This is a genomic window from Prauserella sp. PE36, assembly GCF_003311655.1.
In the GTDB taxonomy this organism is placed as follows: domain Bacteria; phylum Actinomycetota; class Actinomycetes; order Mycobacteriales; family Pseudonocardiaceae; genus Prauserella_A; species Prauserella_A endophytica.
Window position 1 is genome coordinate 1 of the sequence record NZ_QEQT01000046.1, and the last position, 19,047, is coordinate 19,047.

Here is a 19,047-nt window from a genome sequence, read left to right on the forward strand (position 1 = left end):
ATCTCGCCCTTGACGCGTTGGAGATGGGGATCTGGGCCAGGAAACGAGCCGGGCAAGACGTGACCGGACTTGTACATCATTCCGACCGTGGAGTTCAATATCGTGCGATTCGTTATACTGAGCGCTTGGCCGACGCAGAAGTGGTCGCCTCCGTTGGTTCGCGTGGGGATTCCTACGATAATGCGATGGCTGAGGCATTCAACTCGTTGCTCAAGGGCGAGTTGATCCATAACCCGATCGTTCTTGGTCGCGGATGGCAATCGATTCGGGATGTTGAGCTCGCCGTGGCCGAATACGTCGACTGGTACAACCACCGCCGCCTCCACGGCGAGCTCGGCCAACGCACCCCGGCGGCCATCGAGGCCGCCCACCGCACGTCAAGCTACGATCAACCCGTCCAGCCCGCCCGGGCTGGGTGACAGACAACAAGACCTGCACCAGACCCGGGGCGTATCAACCGATCGCTTGCAGGAAGCCGGGGCCCACTTCAGCCCAGCCGATCAGGAGTAGCGGGCCGACCGCGCGTCGAAATCGGCCGTTCTATATAAGACAGTTCGTCTGCGTCGCGACGACCAGGCCGCCTCACCCGGCGGAGACGGCCGACCCTAGGGCGCGCCGGGGAAGGCTGTGAGCGTGGCCAGGGCTTGTGGCTGTCGGGCTCGTGGAGTTCGTCGGACCAGTGTTCCGGCGTTGAAGCGGGCGGTAGCGGCTGCCGGTCCTCCCTTCATCGAAGCTGGTGCGGCAGCACGCTGGGGAGCCCGTGGAACCGACGAGGGATTGTTGTCCATGGTCCTGTCCATGAACTGGTTCCGAACTGTGCCCCCGGATGCGACAGCACGGCCAACCCTCGGCGCTCCTACCTGCGGCTTCTACTCCTGACGGGTGATTTTGCGGCCTCATAATCCCTTGGCCGCGGGTTCGAGCCCCGCCCGGCCCACCCTTCTGACCAGGCGAAATTGGTTGCGGGACGTTCGTGGTGCGATAGTCTCGGCTCGTGAGCATAAGGTCGGCCAGACGTTCCGGTTGTGCACCCGACAACGCCTCGCCTACATCTCCCAATGAGTCGATCATGGCATAGATCTCTGCGTCCGTGATGACGTCCGGCCGTGACGATCCGTCCAGCTCCGCACGCGCCGCCGCGCGTTGAGCCTGCGCCTCGTTGATCGACTCGACCAAGGCGACTGGATCAACCCCGGCCTCGATCGTCCTCGAACGACCCGAGCATCCGGTAGCAGTGCACGTGCAGCTCCCGCCGGTGCCGCTCCGCCAGCCCCGAGAACGCCGGCTCGTCGACCTCGTTCAGACCGCTCACGCCCAGCTCCTCCAGCCGCATGTCCGCACTCATCACGTCATCCTCCCGCCTCGTCGTGTCCCGTCGTAGGTGCGACGGATGCGGGCGCGACTCCCAGCGCGGCGAGGACGGTTCGGCGGGACGGTGTCGCGTGTTCGGTCATGCTGTTGGCTTCCTTCCACAGATCACGGTCGGTCGGGAGTCTGCGGTTGGCTGGTCAGGATCTGGTCAGGATTCGCATCGCCGCCCTCTTGGCTGACTCACAGGTCGCACGGCTGGTTCACCGGCTCAGGACTCTCATGACCGGTGATGATCCCCCGCGAGCGCGTCGACGGCCCGCGTTGGTCCTCGTGCTTGCTGAGGACCGCGGCAAGAACCAGGCCCGAGCCGCCCGCGAACCTGACGGCGCCGGAACCGCTCAAGGCACGATGGGCGACGAGGCGGCAGCCTCCGTGCCCCAAGAGGGAAGTGATGTTGTGGCGTTCGGGGTTCACGGGTCCAGCTGGACAGAGCTGGCGGGCCGAGCTCTCGGGTGGGTGAGCTCGCGGAAGCAGCTGGCCTCCATGCGCCTCTCGGGTACGTGGAACGTCGGCAGAGTCCGGCGCGATCAGATTCGGTCCGGGGCGCGCTCGACGCCGAGCAGCACTCGGCGTTCCGCGGGACAGCACGACGTTGCCCAGTCGCAACCCGCGGCCAGGAGCTCAGGGCACGCACGCCCGAGACAGGTTCCTCGCCATGACTGCGCGACACCACGGTTGTGATGAACAGGCGCCGGCCGCCGAAGGTGGGCTCATACGCCCACCGGGCACCGGTCCCATCTCCCGGCACCCTGATTTCGGGACGCGTCTAGCGCGGGTGGCTCAATGCGCCGTCCATCCTCCGTCGACGTAGACGGTGCTCCCGGTGACGTAGGACGACGCGTCGCTGGCGAGGAAGACGGCGGCGCCTCCGAGCTCGGCGGGCTCGCCGGTTCGGCCGAGGGGCACCGAGTGGCGGATCTTCTCGCCCCAGTTGCTGTTCATCAGCGGACCCGCCAGATCGGTGTCGAAATAGCCCGGTGCGAGGGTGTTCACGCGGACCCCGCGCCCGGCCCATTCGACGGCGAGTACACGGGTGAGCGCCTCCACCGCGCCCTTGCTGGCCGCATACGGTGCGATCCGTTCGAAGCCGGTGGTGGCGTGCACGGAGGACACGTTGATGATGCTGCCCCCGCCCTGTTCCAGCATCCGCTTCCCCGCAGCGCGCGAGCAGTACCAGGTGCCGTCGAGGTTGACCCGCAGGACCTGCTGCCACTCCTCGTCGGTGACCCGCTCGCTGCGTTTGAAGACCGGGCTGATCCCGGCGCAGTTCACGAGGACGTCGAGCCTGCCCAGCCGGTCGACCGCCTCCTCGGCGAACCCTGGGTCGCTGACGGAGCCCGGGAGCACCACCGTGCCCTTCCCGAGTTCCGCGGCCAGGTTCTCCAGGTCGTCACGGGTGCGCGAGGTGACCGCGACGGTGGCGCCGGCCGAGGCGAGTGCCACGGCGATGGCCCGTCCCAGTCCTTTGCCGGCACCGGTCACCCAGGCGGTCGTGCCGGTGAGGTCGAAGTCTTTCATGCGATCACCGGAAGCGTCCGCAGGTCTCGCTTGAGCACCTTGCCCGACGGTGTGCGCGGTAGCTCGTCGATGAATTGGATCTCGGCCGGAACCTTGAACTTCGCGAGCCGTTCGCGGCAGAAATCCCTCAGGTCCTCGGCGTCGAGCGCGGCGCCAGTGCGCAGGACGACGAAGGCCTTGGGGACCTCGCCCCACCGCGAGTGGGGCATGCCCACGACCGCTGCCTCCACCACGTCCGGGTGCTCGTAGAGGACGCGTTCGACCTCCGGGGTCGCGATGTTCTCGCCGCCCGAGACGATCATGTCCTTCTTTCGGTCCTCGACGTAGAGGTAGCCGTCCTCGTCGAGCCGGCCGATGTCGCCGGTGTGGAACCACCCATTACGCAGGGCTTTCGCCGTTGCTTCGGGATCACGCCAGTACCCTGCGAACACCTTGGGACCGGAGAGGGTGATCTCGCCGAGCTGCCCCCGCGGCACTTCCTCACCGAGGTCGTCGACTATGCGCACCCGCAGGTGCACGACAGGCCTGCCCACCGATCCGACCTTCGAGAGCATGTGCTCGGCATCGTTGAAGGTGTCGCCGGAAACGGTCTCGGTGAGTCCGTAGGCGTCGGCGAACCAGGCCGACGGGAACGCGGCCCGGATCCGTTCGACGAGGGGAACCGGCATCTTCTCACCGCCGCCGATGATGAACCGGATCGAGGAGGTGTCGCGTTCGGTGATGCCGGGGAGGTGCAGCAGAGCGTTCATCATGGACGGTGCGAGCCAGATGTTGGTCGGGCGTTCGCGCTCGATGGTGTCGACGACCTCGTTCGCGTCGAACTTCCTGGTCAGGATCAGCGAACCGCCGGCGTGCAGGGTGGCCAGAGCGGGCAGGTCGAGTCCGCCGACGTGGTAGAGCGGACCGCACACCAGCGTGGTGTCGGAACTCGTGATGCCGAACTCCACGATGTGGCCGAGGTTCTTGTGAAGCAGGTTGGCGTGGGTGATGCACACGCCTTTGGGCCGCGACGTGGTGCCGGAGGTGTACATCAGGCGCTGGAGCGCGTCCGGGCCGACCTCCTCCAGCGGCACCGTCTCGCCGAGGTGCCGGGCGACGATGTCGTCGTAGGAGTGCCACCCGTCCTGCCCGCCGCCGAGGATCAGCCGGTGCCGCACCGGCATTCCGGCCGCTGCATCGGCGAACTCGGGCTCCGTCAGCACCGCGCTCGCCTCGGCGTTGCCGAGGATGAACTCCCACTCGGTGGGGGAGAGACGGTAGTTGAGCGGCAGGAAGGCGGCACCGAGGTGGTTGAGGGCGAGCACCGTTTCGAGGAACTCGATGTGGTTGTACAGCAGCAGGGCCACGATGTCGCCGCGCCCGATCCCGAGTTCGCGGAGGCCGGCCGCGAGGGCGTGGACCCTGGTCGACAACTCGCGGTTGGTCAGCCTCCGCTCGCCCTGGGTGAGGACGACCTTGTCCGGGTACCGGCCCACGTTGTGTTCGAGTACCGCGGCGAAGTTGTGCATCAGCGGTCCTCCGAGTGGAAGCTGTGCAGCTCTGCGCCCGCCTTGCCCCAGTGGATCGTGCTGATCATGCCGCCGTCGGCGACGAGGTCGGCACCGGTGACGAAGTCGGCCTCGGGGCCGGCGAGGAAGGCGACGACCCGTGCGATGTCGTCCGGTTCGCCGAGGCGGCCGAGGGGGATGTTGTCGACGGTGGCGGTACGGATGGCCTGGTTGCTCAGGGTGTCCCGGTTCAGGCCGCTCTCGACCACGCCGGGGCTGACCGAGTTGATGCGGATCCGGTGTTCGGCCAGTTCGGCCGCGAGCTGCTTCGTCAGTGCGAGCACCCCGCCCTTGGCCGCCGTGTAGGAGGAGAACCCGTAGCCGGTGTGGCCGGCGATCGACGCGATCTGCACGATCGATCCTCCGCCCGCGTCTGCCATGGCCGGGATGACGTTGCGGAGCAGGACGAAGTATCCGGTGAGGTTGACGTCGACGACCCGTCGCCACTCCTCGACCGAGCAGTCCAGCAGCTTCTTGCGGACGATGATGCCTGCTGCGTTGACGAGTACCCGCGGGGCGGCTGGCAGGCGCCCGATGACCTCGCGGACCGCGTTGTCGTCGGTGACGTCGACCGCGTACTCAGCGGCCTTGCCACCTCGCTCCTCGACCTCGCGGCGGGTGTCCTCGGCCCCGTTGACGTCCAGTAGCGCCACGGTCGCCCCTGTCGTGGCCAGGCGTAGCGCACAGGCGCGTCCGATGCCGGATGCGGCGCCGGTGATGACAGCACAGTCCATTGTGTTCTCTCCTCAGGCCATCGCGTATCCGCCGTTGACATCGATCACGGCGCCGGTCATGTAGCTCGCGGCGGGTGAGGCGAGGAACGCCGCCACCCGTGCTATTTCTTCAGGCTGGGCGAGCCGGCCCAGCGGGCAGTAGTCGGGCCGGTATCCACGGCCGGTGACCATCTGGGTGTCGACGACGCCGGGAGCGATGGCGTTCGCGGTGATCCCGTTCCCGGCTTCGGTCTTGGCGAGCCACTTGACGATCGCGTGCACGGCTCCCTTGCTGGCCACGTAGTGCGGCCCGGCCAGCACTCCGCCGACCTTGCCGGCGACGGAGCCGATGCAGACCACCCGCCCCCCGCGCTGTCGCAACAGCGGCAGCGCGGCCTTGATCGTCCACAGGGTGCCCTTCACGTTGACGCCCAGTACGAAATCGACCTCCGGCTCGTCCAGCTCGTCGATCGCGACGGTGTCGCCGTAGACCGCTGCCGACGTGACCAGCACGTCGAGCGCGGGCAACGCCGAGAGGATCCGGCGGACGGCGGCGAGGTCCGTCACGTCCACCGCGTGCCCGGAAGCGACCCCGCCCTCTTCCGCGATGGCCGCGACGGTCTCACCGGGATCGTTGACGTCGAGCACCGTCACGGCGGCGCCCGCGGAGGCCAGTTCCCTGGCGATCCGGGCGCCGATGCCGCGGGCGGCGCCGGTCACGACGGCCTGCTGGCCGTGCATCCCGGCAGGTCCGCCCGCGGCGAGAACGCCATTCACGAGTTCTGACCGTTGCGCTGCTCGTGGGCTTCCAGTTCCTCCATCAGCACCGGCACACCGAGGGTGCAGGTGTGGATGCCGAGCACGCTGGTCAGCTCAAGGACCTCCATGATCTCTTCTTTGGTCGCCCCGTAACCCAGTGCGTTGCGGATGTGCTGGCGCAGCCCCGGCTCGTACAGATGTGTGGTCGAGGCGTCGATGGCGGTGTAGATCAGCTCCCGCACCTTGGGTTCGAGAACACCCTTGCGCCACGGCACGGCGGAGAAGTTGAGATACGCCTCGAAGAACTCGGGGTCGAGGCTGAGCAACCCCTCCCAGAACTGGTTCCAGTACCCGCGTTCGGACAGGAACTGCTCGCGTAGTTCACGCTGACGCTCGGTCAGTTCGACGGAAGTCATGCGATTCCTCCTCCTTACCGAGCGGCCATCTCGGCCCGCCGCTTGCGCGTGGCGGCCTCGTCGACCTGCAGACCTTCTGGATCGGTGAGCGGATCGCCCGTGATGACGACCCCGTAGTCGCGGTAGGCACCTTCGATCGTGACGTACTCGTCGCGCACGTCCCTCTTGACTCGTTCAGGGTCACGTTCGGTCGGGTCGCCCCAGCCTCCGCCGCCGTTGGTGAGGTAGCGGAACACGGCGTGTGGCTTGGTGTGCCAGACCGGCGTACTGGCGAAGTAGAAGTACTTCCCGTCCGGGTCGATGCATTTCGTGTCGGGGTTCAGCATCCCGGCGACCGGGGTCGCCTCGGCGTAGACCTCGTCGGCGGTCCCGATGAGTTCCTTGCGTCGCACGACGTCGCCGCGGTCGGCGTGGAAGACCCACGTCGCACCCAGGCCACCGCTCTTGCCGCCGTAGACGCCCAGTCCGCTGGGGCTCTTGGTGTGCAGCGGGCTGGACCAGTGCTCGGCGGCGGTCAGGTACAGCGTGTCCTTGAGGACGGCCGCACCGCCGCGGTTGGTTCCCGCGCCGCCGCTGTCCGGTGTGTACTCCTTGCGCAGCACGACGGCCGGCAGCTCGGACTCGATGGCCTCGGTCGCCGGGTCGAGGTTGTTGGCCTGGTACACCACGGAGTAGCTGTCCGCGTCGCCGGCCTCGGTCGCACCCCACGGGCCGTGCTCGCCTCCACACTGGGCGGTAGTGACCCACGGAGTGCCGTCCTCGAGGACGCCGTTGGCGTTGTGGATGTTGAGCGAGCCGTAGTCGCCGCCGACCGCCTTGCGGCCGAGTGCCTTCTCCAGCGCCCGGAACACCGCCAGCAGGACGGGCCCGGTGCTCTCCCAGTAGAGGAACACGGCGCCGTCCGGTGGGGTGGCGCTGATGAACGTGCCCGCGGGCAGCACGATGTCGATGTCGCGGTAGGCGCCGGAGGTGAACGGTGTGGCCGGGTCGATGAGGAACTTCAACGCGACCCCGACGGCGGTCTTGGTGTCCAGGATGCCCGCGTTGATGCTGGTGCGTGCCTGCGGCGAGGTGCCGCTGAAGTCCAGTTCCATGCGGGGTCCGGACTTGGTGATCTTCACTTTGATCCGGTAGTCGATCGTGTCGTCGATGCCGTCGCAGTCGATGCCCTCCTCGGCCTCGTACACGCCGTCGGGCAGCTCGGCCAGCGCCGTGCGCATCGCCTCCGCGGACACGTCGGTGCTGTACCGGATCGCGCCCAGGTACGCCTCGACGCCGTAGCGCTCGACGCTCTCCAGGATCAGCTGTTCGCCGAGGAGCAGGTTCGCGTAGATGGTCTTGATGTCGGGCAGCAGCAATGCGCAGTAGCGGGCGTTGTCGAAGATGAGATTGAACGCCGACTTGATCGGCTTGTTGTCGCGGTAGAGCAGTGTCGGCGCGATCACCAGGCCGTTCTCGTACACGTTGCGCTTGGTGCCGCTGAACCCGGCGGGAACGACGCCGCCCATGTCCAGCTGGTGTGCTCGCAGGGTGACGAACGAGATGAGGCGGTCGCCGGCGAAGACCGGCCGGATGAAGCAGATGTCGTTGACGTGGTTGCCCGCGCGGTAGGGGTCGTTGCAGATCACCACGTCGCCGGGACGGAGGTTCTCCGGGCCGTACTCCTCGACGGTGTTGCGCACCGCCTCGGACATCGTGCCGAGGAACATGGCGAGGCTGTTGCTCACCGACGACATCGGGTAGTTCTGCTCCGGCGGACCGGAGATCGTGGCCGCGAAGTCGTACCAGTCGCGCAGGATCAGCGAGAACGCGTTGTTGAGCAGGCCCGTGCACATGTGCTGCACGATGTAGCGCATCCGGCTGGCGAGGACGGTCGCGGTGAACCGGTCGGCGCCGTATCGCTCGGTGAACTGCCCGTCGTCGAGGTCTTTCAGCGAAACAGTCATGGGTCTTCCCTTCACGCCTTGCGGATGCGCAGCTCGCCGTGGGCACCGACGTGGGCGGCCTGGCCGGGCACGAGGAACGTGGTGGACAACGGTTCCCTGATGACCGCGGGGCCGGGGATCGTGTCACCGGCGCGCAGGTCGGCCCGCTGGTACTCGTGCGCGGGCAGGTCCTCGTCGGTGAGGTAACGGATGGTCAGCGTGCGCGTCGGTTCCGGACGCTCGCCCTCCGTCCTCTCGGGCAGCACCGGGTACTCGACCTTCTCGGCGTGCACGACCGCCTGGACCCGGTAGGTCACGCCCTGTACCGGCAGCGCTTCGAACTTGTTGCCGGATCGCTCGGCGTAGGCCTCGTGGAAGTTGGCCACCATCTGCTCGACGCCTTCGGCGGTGATCTCACCGTCGGGCACCGCGATGAACGGCGTCTCCCAGGTCTGGCCCGCCAGCCGTCCGTCGAAGCTGCGGACGAAGGTGACGTTGCCGCGGTCCTTCTCCTTCAACCGCTCGGACAGTCGCTGCTCCATCGAGCGGTAGACCTTGTCGATGGACTCGGCCGCCTCGGCGGTGAGCAAGGTGTAGGCGCTGCGGCTGTCGGCGTAGACGAGATCGGTGCTGACCAGGCCGAGCGCGGAGAACAGACCCGGGTGCGGTGGCACGATCACCTCGGCGGCGTGCACCAGGTCGAGTACGGCTGGCAGCAGCATCGGCCCGGCCGCGCCGTAGGCGACGAGGCTGTAGTCACGTGGGTCGACGCCGTGCTGGATCGCGATGTTGGTGACGCCTTCGGCGATGTTGTTGATGCCGATGTTGAACGCGTACGACACCCGCTGCTCGAAGGAGAGCTTCGTGTCGAGCGCCTCGAACGCCTGCCGCGACAGCTCCGGGTCGAGCTTCATCCGGCCGCCCGCGAACCCTTCCGGGTCGATGATGCCCATGAGCAGGCAGGTGTCGGTGGTGGCGGGCTGTGTGCCGCCGATGCCGTAGCAGGCGGGCCCCGGGTCGGCGCCGGCGCTGCCCGGCCCCACCTTCAGCTCGCCGGCCGCGTTGATAGTGACGAGGCTGCCACCTCCGGCGCCGATGCTGGAGATCTCGTTGGACAGCGCGTTGACGATCAGGTCGTGTTCGAGCTCGAACGTGGTGTTCACGAACGGTTTGCCGTCGCTGACGATGCTGATGTCGCAGGAGGTTCCGCCCACGTCCGCGCAGAGCAGGTTCTTCGCGCCGATCAGGCTGCCGAAGTGGGCACTCGAGACGGTGCCGGCTGCGGGACCGGCGAAGACGATCCGGAACGGGTGCTCCATCGCGACGTCGGAGCGCACCAGCTGGGCCGCGCAGTCGGCGAAGTTCAGGTCGCCGGTGAACTTCAGGTCGCGCAGACCGGCGTCGAGGCGCTTGGTGTAGTCGTCGTAGATCAGGCGCATGAACACGTCGACCACGGTCGTGGAGGCGCGGGCGAACTCCTTCGCCAGCGGCGAGACCTCGCTGGAGATCGACACTGGGACGTCCCCCAGCTCTTCGTGCACCAGCTGCCGCAGGCGCTCCTCGTGGTGGTCGTTGACGTAGGCGTTGAGCAGGCAGATGGCCACGCCCTCGACACCGCAGCGGCGTAGCACCGCCAGCTGTGCGCGGGCTTGCTCCTCGTCGAGCGGGATCAGCACCCCGCCGTCGGCGGTGAGCCGCTCGCGGATGCCGCGACGAAGGTAGCGAGGCACCAGGGGCCGGTTGGCGTCACCGTAGGAGCGGCGCCATGCCGGGTTCATGAGGCCCTCGACCGGCCGCCAGGTCCGTCCGATGTCGAGGATGTCCCGGTGGCCATCCGTTGTCAGAAAGGCGATCTTGGGCAGCCGGCGGGTGATCACGGCGTTCAGGCCGTGGGTGCTGGCGTGGTTGAAGACCTCGGCGGTCTCGACGCCGATCTCCCCGGCCCCCTTGAGCACGCCTCGTTCGGTGGTGCGCACGTCCGTGGACACCTTGACGGTCTTGATCTTCCCGTCCTCGATCGCCACGACATCCGTGAAGGTGCCGCCGACATCGACTCCGATCATGGTGACTTCTCCTCTCTCAGTTCACGTCGAGACCGTCGGAGGCCAGAATGATCGGGCCGAGCAGCGGACCCGGCTCGCGGGCGACCGACTCGAGCGTCCGCTGGTGCTTCACGGCGATGAACCAGCCGCCCTCGGACAGGACCGGGTACCGGCGGAAGTCGGCAGCGGTGCTGCCGGGGAAGTCCCGGGCGAGATCGACGCCCAACGCGTGCAGGTCCTCTTCGGAGACTTCCTCCCGCGGCACGGCAAGGCCTCGAGGAGCAGGGGACTTTTCATCACTCACGGGCCATCACTCCAGTGTGTTGTGCCGGTGGCGGGTTTCGTGTACCAGTCGGTCTACGAAACGGTGACGGGAAGCACTTTAAGGCTCGTGTCCTGACCTGACAAGCCCGGACCGGGTGAGAGTGGAGGAAGCGAGACGGCGGTTCGCCGAGGCACCGCGCGCGCGGCGGGGAGCGCCGCATAGGCTCTGGACTTATGCCAAGACCACCGGGGCACGGGCCGGGTTACGAGATCAAGCGGCAGGAGATCATCGACCAGGCGGCACAGCTGTTCGCGAAGCAGGGCTACGCGGCGACCGGCATCGCTGAGATCGGTCAGGTCGCCGGCCTGGCAAAGGGCGCGTTGTACTACTACATCGGGTCCAAGGAGAACCTGCTGGTCGAGATCCAGAACCGGGTTCTCAACCCTTTGCTGACCGCTGCGCGGCGGATCGCCGGCCTGGACGAGGACCCGGTGCTGCGGCTGCGTCTGCTGTCGCAGACGCTGCTGGAGCTGATCCTGGCGCGCCTGGACCACATCTGGGTCTACGAGCACGACTACCGGCACCTGCGGGGCGCCAACCGTACGCGGCTACTTCGCCAGCGACGCGAGTTCGAGAAGATCGTGCAGGACCTGCTCGTGGAGGCCATGGAGTCGGGCGCCTTCCGGAAGCTGAACGCCCGCCTGGCGATGCTGCAGTTCCTCAACATGCACAACCACACCTACCAGTGGGCCAAGCCCGACGGCGAGTGGGACGCCGAGTTCCTGTCCCGCGAGTACTGCGCGACGTTGATCTCCGGCTTCAGGAGCCCGTCCTACGACGCCGATGATCTGGAGGAGCGGGTGCGCTCTTTCCGGGAGCGCGAGGGGGCTTAGCTGCGGCCCCCGGAAGCGCGCACGCTAGCCGAGAACGGACTTCCGCACGGCTGTGGCGATCCTGTCCCGGTCGGGAAGCCAGGCACGCTCCAGAGATGGAGCGTACGGCGCGGGTGTGCGAGCCGCGCCGACACGGACCACGGGCGCGTCCAGGGTCCAGAATCCGTGCTCGGCGGCGACGGCGGCGAGCTCCGAACCGACGCCGAACGACTCGACGGCCTGGTGCGCCACGACCAGCCGGTTCGTCTTGGCCAGAGACCGCAGCACCGTCTGGGTGTCCAGCGGCGCTATGGTGCGCAGGTCGATGACCTCGACGCTGATCCCCTCCTGAGCCAGCTCCTCGGCGACCGCGACGCAGTCGTGGATCACCTTCGAGTACGACACCAGGGTGACGTCCGTGCCCTCGCGCCGTACCGCCGCCCTGCCGAGCGGCACCAGGTGACCGGGCCGCGGTCGCGGGCCCTTGCGCCCGTACAGGAGCCGGTTCTCGACGAAGACGACCGGATTGGGGTCGCGGATCGCGGACCGGAGCAGGCCATAGGTGTCCGCGGGGGTCGAGGGCATGACCACGGTGAGTCCGGGGATGTGTGCCAGCAGTGCCTCGAGGCTTTGTGAATGCTGGCTTCCCGACGACTTGCCCGCGCCGAACTGGGTGCGCACCACCAAGGGCAGGCTCACGGCGCCGCCGGTCATGAAACGCAGCTTGGCCGCCTGGTTCATCAGCTGGTCGAGGCACACGCCGAGGAAGTCGAAGTACATCAGTTCCACTACGGGACGCAGGCCTGCCATCGCCGCCCCCACGGCCGCCCCGACGATCGCGCTCTCGGAGATCGGGGTGTCGCGAACGCGGCCGGGGTACTTCTCCGCCAGCCCTCTCATCAGCCCGAAGACGTTGCCTCCCGCCGCGACGTCGATGCCGGCCAGGAACACGTCCTCATCGGCGGCCAGCTCGTGGTCGAGCGCCTCATGGACGGCGTCCATGGTGCGGAAGATCTCGCCGTCGGGTTCGGGCGGCTCTGGCACCGGCTCGCGCGGGACGCCGACGAAGTGATACAGGGTCTCCGGCGCCGGCTCCTCCGCGGCCTGCGCTTCCGTGACCGCCGCGTCGATAACCGCGTCCACCTCGAGGTCGATCTCGGATACGCGGCCGGCCTCCAGGTGCGAGGCGAGAAGGGTGAGTGGATCACGCGTCTTCCACTCTTCCAGCTCCTCGGGCTCTCTGTAGCGCTCCGGGTCGCCCTCGTAGTGCCCGTGCCAGCGGTAGGTCTCCGCTTCCAGCAGCACGGGACCGCCGCCCCGGCGAAGGTCGCGGACCAGTTCCGTGGTCGTTTCGGCGACGGCGAGCACGTCGTTTCCGTCGACGTGGGTGTAGCGGATGCCGTATCCGCGAGCCCGGTCGGCCAATGTGGCCCGGTGCTGGTCCTTCGCGGCGGAGAACTCGGCGTAGTGGTTGTTCTCGCAGCAGAAGATGATCGGCAGCTGCCAGACCGCGGCGAGGTTGACCGCTTCGTGGAACATGCCCTGGGCGACCGCGCCGTCGCCGAAGAACGCGAGCACCACTCCGCCGCGGTCGCGCAACTGCGCCGCGGCACCGGCACCGGTGGCGATGGGCAGACCGGCCGCCACGATCCCGTTGGCGCCGAAGATCCCCTTCCGGGGGTCGGCGATGTGCATCGAACCGCCCCGGCCCTGGCACGTCCCCGTTCGCCGGCCCATCAGCTCGGCGAACATGCCGGTCACGTCCAGGCCCTTGGCGATGCAGTGCCCGTGGCCGCGGTGGGTCGAGGTGATGACGTCGCGGTCGTCGAGTGGCCAGCACGCTCCCACCGCCGTGGCCTCTTGCCCGATCGACAGGTGCAGAAAACCGGGAATCTGGTTGGTGCGGTACAGCCGGGACGCCCGGTCCTCGAACTGGCGGATCAGCCGCATCCGCCGGTACATCTCGGTCTTCTCGGCGACGTCGACGCCGACGTCGCTCGCCTGAGTGGAAGTCATCGCGTTCTGCCCTTGTCTTGCTGGGGTTTCGGCCCGCCCCCTTGACATCTGGCGGGGAACCACGATTCTTGTACCGATTGTTCGAAAAAACAACTCTGACGCGAAGGTGGGTCGGATGCGATCGTTGCGGTGGCACGGCAGAGGGGACTTGCGGCTCGACGAGGTACCCGAGCCGCAGGCTCCCGGACCCGGTGAGGCGATCGTGGAGGTGTCCTACACCGGCATCTGCGGGACGGACCTGCACGAGTACACCGCGGGCCCGAACCTGATCCGGACCACCCCGCACCCGCTGACCGGGGCCACGCCCCCGCTGACGCTGGGACACGAGTTCAGCGGCCGCGTCGCAGCACTCGGCTCCCCGGTCCCGGGAATCGAAGTCGGCACACGGGTGGCGGTCGACCCGTGCCTGCGGTGCGGCACCTGCCGCTGGTGCCGCCACGGCGAGTACCACATCTGTGCGAAGGGCGGCTCGGTCGGCCTCGCGTCGCCGGGGGCGTTCGCGCCGCTGGTCACCGTTCCCACCGTCGGACTGGTACCGGTGCCCGACGGAGTGCCGGACGAGCTGGCGGCGCTCGCCGAGCCCCTCGCGGTCGGCCTGCACGCCATCCGGCGGGCCGGAGTGCGACCGGGCGACACGGCATTGCTGATCGGCGCGGGCCCGATCGGCATAGCGGCGCTCATGGCCCTCAAGCTCGCCGGCGCCGCGGGCATCTACGTCAGCGAGCCGGCACCCGACCGGGCGAAGCGTGCCGCCGAGCTGGGCGCGACGGAGGTCTACGACCCCGCTGTCACCGACGTGCGGCGCGAGGTGTTCCTGCGCACGGGAAGGGTCGGGCCGGACGTCGTCGTCGAGGCCACGGGACGGCCCGAACTGGTCGAACTCGCCATCTCGACGGTCAGGCGAGGGGGGCGCGCCGTGCTCGCGGGAATCAGCGGGGGCGCCGCCTCGATTCCGCTGACACAGATCGTGCCCTTCGAGCGGACCGTGCTCGGATCGCTCGGCTACAACTTCGACATCCCACGCGTGCTCGACCTGATCGCCACCGCGCGCCTCGACCCCACACCATTGCTGACCGGCGTGTATCCGCTCACTCAGGGGCTCGACGCGTTCCGCGAACTCGGCTCGGGTTCCCACCTGAAGATCCTGCTGGACCCCAAGGAGCACTGACATGGATTTCGACCTGCCAGCGGAAACCGTTGCCCTGCAACGAATGTGCCGCGACTTCGCCGCCAAGGAGATCGCGCCGTACGCGGCCGAGTGGTCCGAACGGTGCTACTTCCCGGCGAAGGTGTTCCGCAGCCTCGGCGAGCTTGGCCTGATGGGCATGCTCGTCGAAGAGACTTACGGTGGCGCCGACGCCGGGCTGGTGTCCTACGTGGCCGCCATGGAAGCCCTCGGCGAGGCCGACCAGTCCGTCGCCGCCGCCTGGAACGCGCACTCCACGATCGGCATCCTCCCCTTGGCGCGGTTCGGCACCGATGAGCAGAAGAAGCGCTGGCTCGTCCCGCTCGCGACCGGCGAGAAGCTCGCCGCATTCGGACTCACCGAGCCCACGGCCGGCTCGGACGCGGCGGGCATCCGCACCCGGGCGCGCCGGACCGAAGACGGCTGGGTGCTCAACGGCACCAAGATGTTCATCAGCAACGCCGGCACCGAGATGAGCCTGGGGGTGACCGTGCTCGCGGTCACCGGCACCGACGACAACGGCAGGAACAGGTACGGCACCTTCTTCGTGCCGGACGGCACGCCCGGCTACGACAAGGGCCAGCCCCTACGCAAGCTCGGGTGGCATGCCCTCGACACCCGCGAGCTCGTCTTCACCGACTGCTGGCTCCCGGACGACCATCTGCTGGGGGAGGAGGGCAACGGGCTGCGCCAGTTTCTCGAGGTTCTGGACGCAGGGCGAGTCAGCGTCGCCGCGCTCTCCCTGTCGCTCGCGCAGGCCGCACTCGACCTCGCGATCCGCCATGCCGAGGATCGCGAACAGTTCGGGCGCCCGCTGAACAAGTTCCAGGCCGTGGGGCACAAGCTCGCCGACATGGCCACCGAGGTGGAAGCCGCGCGCTGGCTGGTCTACCGTGCCGCGTGGCTGGGTGACCAGGGACGTCCCTATGCCCAGGTGGCGGCCATGGCGAAGCTGTACGCGTCCGAGGTCGCCAACCGCGTCGCCAGCGAGAGCGTCCAGATCCACGGCGGCTACGGCTTCATCCGCGAATCCGCGATCTCGCGCTTCTACGCCGACGCGAAGATCCTCGAGATCGGTGAAGGGACCAGTGAGGTCCAGCGCAACGTCATCGCGCGAAGCCTCGCGCCATCGGGAAAGGAGCTGCCGCGGTGAGCGACGAGGTACGGGTCGACGAGCAGGATCACGTTTTGATCATCACGATCAACCGGCCGCAGGCTCGCAATGCGATCAACGCGGCGGTCACCGGCGCCGTCAGCGCCGCACTCGACCAGCTGGAGGTACGCGAGGACCTGCTGTGCGGAATCCTCACGGGCGCCGGCGGCACCTTCTGCGCCGGCATGGATCTCAAGGCCTTCCTGCGCGGTGAAAGTGTCGTGATACCCGGCCTGGGTCTCGCGGGCATGACGGAACGCAGGCTGCGGAAGCCGGTGATCGCGGCCGTCGAGGGCTACGCGCTGGCCGGCGGATGCGAGCTCGCGCTGGCGTGCGACCTGATCGTCGCGGCCGACGACGCGCGCTTCGGGATTCCCGAGGTCAAGCGCGGTCTCGTCGCCGCGGCCGGTGGCCTGCTCCGACTGCCGCTGCGAATGCCCTACCAGCTGGCCATGGAACACGCACTCACCGGCGATCCGATCGAGGCGGAGGCGGCATATCACCAGGGGCTGGTCAACCGGCTGGTAGCGCCCGGGCAAGCGGTCACCGAAGCACTCGCGCTCGCGCGCCGGATCAACGCGAACGCGCCAGTGGCCGTCCGGGTGTCCAAGGAGGTCATCAGCCGGTGCCTCGACTGGACCACGGACGAAGCTTTCCGTGAGCAGGAGGCGTTGGTCCGCCCCGTCTTCGATTCCGAGGACGCACGGGAAGGTGCGCGTGCTTTCGCGGAGAAGCGAGCTCCCGTGTGGCGGGGTAAATGACCGGCGTGCGGCCACGATCCCAGTGCACTCCGGTGACCTTGCCGGAGCTGGGTGAGTCATCGACGCCGCTGCTGAGTTCTCCATCGACAAGGTCGACACCGAGGTTCCCTCGCCGGTCGCCCGCACGCCGGCCGTGATCGGTGGTACGAGCCCTCCGCTCGCCGCGCGGCACACGGTCCTTCAGCCCGCGCCGCAAGAGCGGCCCGCGAGTCGGCGCCGAGTGACGGCAACGGCCCGTACGTCGCCCCCTGGCGCGCAAGCTCGCCACCGAGTAACCCAGGCTCGTCCACGTGTCAGCGAGTTCGTAGTCGTCCCGGCATTTGGCTCGTATCCCCAAGCGTTGCGCGTGCTTCTCGGAGATCGCGTCCACCAGGGCACGGGCGACACCGGTGCCGCGGGCATCAGGTGCTACGCACCAGTGCGCCAGTGATACTCGTTGCGCGGCAACCGGCGCAGCGCATAGGCCACGACGGGCCCCGCAGCTGAGTCCCTTGCGATCAGAATCCGCCGGCCGTCGCGTGCATCCTCGAATGCAGCGTAGGGCAACTGCCCCAGGCGATCGCTGAACCGTCCATACGGCCACCATTACCGATCACTCGCCGTGTGTTCTATGGAAACAATGACTATTTCACCCGGATGGCATAGCCGACCACAATTGTGGGCTCCTCAGGGTTGTTTCAAGATCGTTTGTGTCGTGAGATGCTGTGATTCGAGCGGAGGTCAGACCGTCGTCGGCTGCCTAGAGACCCTGCCGCTGGCCGCGCTCGCCCAACGTCCAAGGCGTCGTCGACGTCACCATCGCGATCGCGGGAGCCACCGGGGGCATAACCTCCGGACTGGTCACCGCGGCCACCAGCTGCCCAGTGTGCGCCGTGCCCGCGGACTTCTCGCCCTGCCCGTACTGCCGCTGATTGCCAAGGAACGCTGACGCGCAACGGCCGGTGCCCGCGGATTGAGCTGGTGTGGCTGTCTGCCCGGATCACGCGCCCGAAGCCAGCTCGGTGAACCGCTGCAGGTAGAGCGGCCAGCCACCCTCGGAGGCCACGCCGTCGCGCCCGCGCTCCCAGCCCGGGCCGTGGCGGTCCAGGTGGCGGTGCTCGAGTTCGACCCGGGTCCGGTCCGGTCCTGTGGCGATGAAGCGCACTTCGACCTCGCTGCACCGGTCAGGGTCGCTCTCGATCTGCCACTGGGGATCGATGTCCCAGCTGATCACAAACCGGTGCGGCGGCTCGAACTCGAGCACCCGCGCCCAACGGCACACCGACCCGTCTTCGCCGCGGTCGTAGACCGAGCCGCCCACGCGGGTCTCGAACACGGTTTCGGCGATCGGCACCGCCAGCAGGTTGTGCTCACGGGGCTTGATCCGGTCGAACTTCTCGGTGAACACCGCGAAGGCGCGCTCGACCGGGACGGCGACCTCGGTCTCGCGCCGTACGGACGTTTCGGTGGACGTGCTGGTCATGGTTGCTCCGTTTCCTCTTCCACTAAGCGCTTGAAGTTCTCCAGGGCCTTGCCCCAGAACTGGTCCAGTTCCTCGCGCAGTGTGGCGAGGCCCTGAAGATCGACCTCGTAGATCCGCCGGGTGCCCTGCGGGCGGACCAGCACCAGGCCCGCCTCCTTGAGCACCCGCAGGTGCTGCGACACCGCCGGCCGGCTGATGGGCAGCTCCTCGGCGATCTCGGTGACCGAACAGGGCCGCTCGGCGAGGCGGCGCAGGATCTGCCGCCGACTCGGGTCGCCGAGGGCGGTCCACGCGTCATCTACGTAAGTGGCCACTAACGTAAGTTACGCCTTACGGAACCCGATAGTCAAGGGCACTCTCGTCGAACGATCCGGTCAGCTCAACCGGATGCGGCAGAGCGAACATGATCACCATCGTGATGATCGAGGCACCCAGTAGAACGGCTCGCCGAATGGCCTTCGCCCGCGCGATGGCAGATTCGCCCGCCGCGCGAGCGGGACTATGCGCGTGGGACTGCTCGTGATGTCGGTGGCCTCCGTCGTGGCCGTTGCCCACAACGCCGCGACGATCTTCACATCCCCGCGTTGTTCACTCGTCGGCGAGCGCGCACTTCGACCGTGCGGCGACCCGGACGTCATCCCGCGGCGACGCGGTCAACGTGCTGGATGTCGGGTAGGTGGGCGTTTGGGTTCTCGCGGTTGATCCGGTGCCGTAGTAGGCCGGCAAGGGCGTGTTCGTGGAGCGAGGCGAGGCGATACACCGAGCGCGGGTCCCCGAGGTGTTGGGGCGGCGGCGATCCCGAGTCCGATGGACAGGTGGGTCTTGCCGGTTCCGGGTGGGCCGAGCAGGACCACGTCTGGGTTTGGCGATGAACTGGGCGGTGGCCAGATGGGCGATGGCGTCGCGGGTGCAGCCGACCGCCGCGGCTCGCTCTGCATCCGGTTGGTGAGCCTCACCAGCGCTACAGACACGTAGCCGGTTACCGCACAAGGGGACAGGGGCAGCCGGACCCTGCCACGGTCCGCCTTGGTCAGTTGTAGC

17 protein-coding genes are annotated in these 19,047 nt (G+C 68.0%); 5 read left to right on the plus strand and 12 right to left on the minus strand.

The features are described from left to right. Window positions 1–419: integrase core domain-containing protein (locus DI005_RS08265; RefSeq protein ID WP_147263830.1), on the plus strand; the 419-nt coding region annotated here is incomplete at its 5' end. A 767-nt stretch (window positions 420–1,186) separates the two neighbouring features. Here the strand turns inward: DI005_RS08265 and DI005_RS08270 are convergent. The 9 genes from DI005_RS08270 to DI005_RS08310 all read right to left on the minus strand — a co-directional run bounded on the left by DI005_RS08270 (window position 1,187) and on the right by DI005_RS08310 (window position 10,556). Then, window positions 1,187–1,345: a hypothetical protein gene (locus DI005_RS08270; protein WP_228714346.1), complete on the minus strand. Its 159-nt coding sequence runs from the start codon at window positions 1,343–1,345 to the stop codon at window positions 1,187–1,189. A gap of 806 nt (window positions 1,346–2,151) precedes the next feature. Further along, window positions 2,152–2,889 (minus strand): SDR family NAD(P)-dependent oxidoreductase, encoded by a 738-nt coding sequence (locus tag DI005_RS08275; RefSeq protein ID WP_112267855.1) that lies wholly within the window; start codon window positions 2,887–2,889, stop codon window positions 2,152–2,154. After that, on the minus strand, window positions 2,886–4,397 hold the full coding sequence (locus DI005_RS08280; RefSeq protein ID WP_113641720.1) for a long-chain fatty acid--CoA ligase: 1,512 nt from the start codon (window positions 4,395–4,397) through the stop codon (window positions 2,886–2,888). The genes DI005_RS08275 and DI005_RS08280 overlap by 4 nt, the downstream gene beginning before the upstream one ends. Then, a complete protein-coding gene (locus tag DI005_RS08285; protein ID WP_113641721.1) occupies window positions 4,397–5,170 on the minus strand; it encodes an SDR family NAD(P)-dependent oxidoreductase in 774 nt (257 codons plus the stop codon). The genes DI005_RS08280 and DI005_RS08285 overlap by 1 nt, the downstream gene beginning before the upstream one ends. A 12-nt stretch (window positions 5,171–5,182) precedes the next feature. Continuing rightward, window positions 5,183–5,926 (minus strand): SDR family NAD(P)-dependent oxidoreductase, encoded by a 744-nt coding sequence (locus DI005_RS08290; RefSeq protein ID WP_233520049.1) that lies wholly within the window; start codon window positions 5,924–5,926, stop codon window positions 5,183–5,185. Continuing rightward, window positions 5,923–6,324, minus strand: coding sequence for a carboxymuconolactone decarboxylase family protein (locus tag DI005_RS08295; protein ID WP_110343667.1), 402 nt, complete (start codon window positions 6,322–6,324; stop codon window positions 5,923–5,925). The genes DI005_RS08290 and DI005_RS08295 overlap by 4 nt, the downstream gene beginning before the upstream one ends. Before the next feature lie 14 nt (window positions 6,325–6,338). Continuing rightward, window positions 6,339–8,270: a hydantoinase B/oxoprolinase family protein gene (locus tag DI005_RS08300; protein ID WP_112267847.1), complete on the minus strand. Its 1,932-nt coding sequence runs from the start codon at window positions 8,268–8,270 to the stop codon at window positions 6,339–6,341. Window positions 8,271–8,281: 11 nt separating this feature from the next. After that, a complete protein-coding gene (locus DI005_RS08305) occupies window positions 8,282–10,312 on the minus strand; it encodes a hydantoinase/oxoprolinase family protein (RefSeq protein WP_113641722.1) in 2,031 nt (676 codons plus the stop codon). Between the two features lie 16 nt (window positions 10,313–10,328). Beyond that, window positions 10,329–10,556: a hypothetical protein gene (locus DI005_RS08310; RefSeq protein ID WP_112267843.1), complete on the minus strand. Its 228-nt coding sequence runs from the start codon at window positions 10,554–10,556 to the stop codon at window positions 10,329–10,331. A gap of 233 nt (window positions 10,557–10,789) precedes the next feature. Between DI005_RS08310 and DI005_RS08315 the strand changes: the two genes are divergently transcribed. Further along, window positions 10,790–11,449 carry a TetR/AcrR family transcriptional regulator gene (locus tag DI005_RS08315; RefSeq protein WP_110343663.1) on the plus strand — a complete coding sequence of 220 codons (660 nt, stop codon included), beginning with the start codon at window positions 10,790–10,792 and terminating at the stop codon, window positions 11,447–11,449. Between the two features lie 24 nt (window positions 11,450–11,473). Here the strand turns inward: DI005_RS08315 and DI005_RS08320 are convergent, their stop codons facing one another. Continuing rightward, a complete protein-coding gene (locus DI005_RS08320; RefSeq protein ID WP_112267841.1) occupies window positions 11,474–13,444 on the minus strand; it encodes a pyruvate dehydrogenase complex E1 component subunit beta in 1,971 nt (656 codons plus the stop codon). A 115-nt stretch (window positions 13,445–13,559) separates the two neighbouring features. On the opposite strand from DI005_RS08320, the gene DI005_RS08325 reads away from it, so the two are divergent. Genes DI005_RS08325 through DI005_RS08335 form a run of 3 tightly spaced genes read left to right on the plus strand, consistent with a single transcriptional unit; the run spans window position 13,560 to window position 16,544 of the window. Beyond that, the gene (locus DI005_RS08325) at window positions 13,560–14,612 is read left to right on the plus strand and encodes a 2,3-butanediol dehydrogenase (RefSeq protein ID WP_228714348.1); all 1,053 of its coding nucleotides are present in this window, start codon (window positions 13,560–13,562) and stop codon (window positions 14,610–14,612) included. Between the two features lies 1 nt (window position 14,613). After that, window positions 14,614–15,783 (plus strand): acyl-CoA dehydrogenase family protein, encoded by a 1,170-nt coding sequence (locus DI005_RS08330; RefSeq protein ID WP_113641724.1) that lies wholly within the window; start codon window positions 14,614–14,616, stop codon window positions 15,781–15,783. After that, window positions 15,780–16,544, plus strand: a complete 765-nt coding sequence (locus DI005_RS08335; protein WP_113641725.1) for a crotonase/enoyl-CoA hydratase family protein — start codon at window positions 15,780–15,782, stop codon at window positions 16,542–16,544. The genes DI005_RS08330 and DI005_RS08335 overlap by 4 nt, the downstream gene beginning before the upstream one ends. A gap of 979 nt (window positions 16,545–17,523) precedes the next feature. On the opposite strand, the gene DI005_RS08345 is transcribed toward DI005_RS08335, so the two are convergent. Together DI005_RS08345 and DI005_RS08350 are read right to left on the minus strand one after the other, a co-directional pair. Further along, window positions 17,524–18,006, minus strand: a complete 483-nt coding sequence (locus DI005_RS08345) for an SRPBCC family protein (RefSeq protein WP_113641726.1) — start codon at window positions 18,004–18,006, stop codon at window positions 17,524–17,526. Then, window positions 18,003–18,320 (minus strand): helix-turn-helix transcriptional regulator, encoded by a 318-nt coding sequence (locus DI005_RS08350; RefSeq protein ID WP_113641727.1) that lies wholly within the window; start codon window positions 18,318–18,320, stop codon window positions 18,003–18,005. Before DI005_RS08350 ends, DI005_RS08345 begins: the two co-directional genes overlap by 4 nt. Window positions 18,321–19,047: the final 727 nt, after the last annotated feature.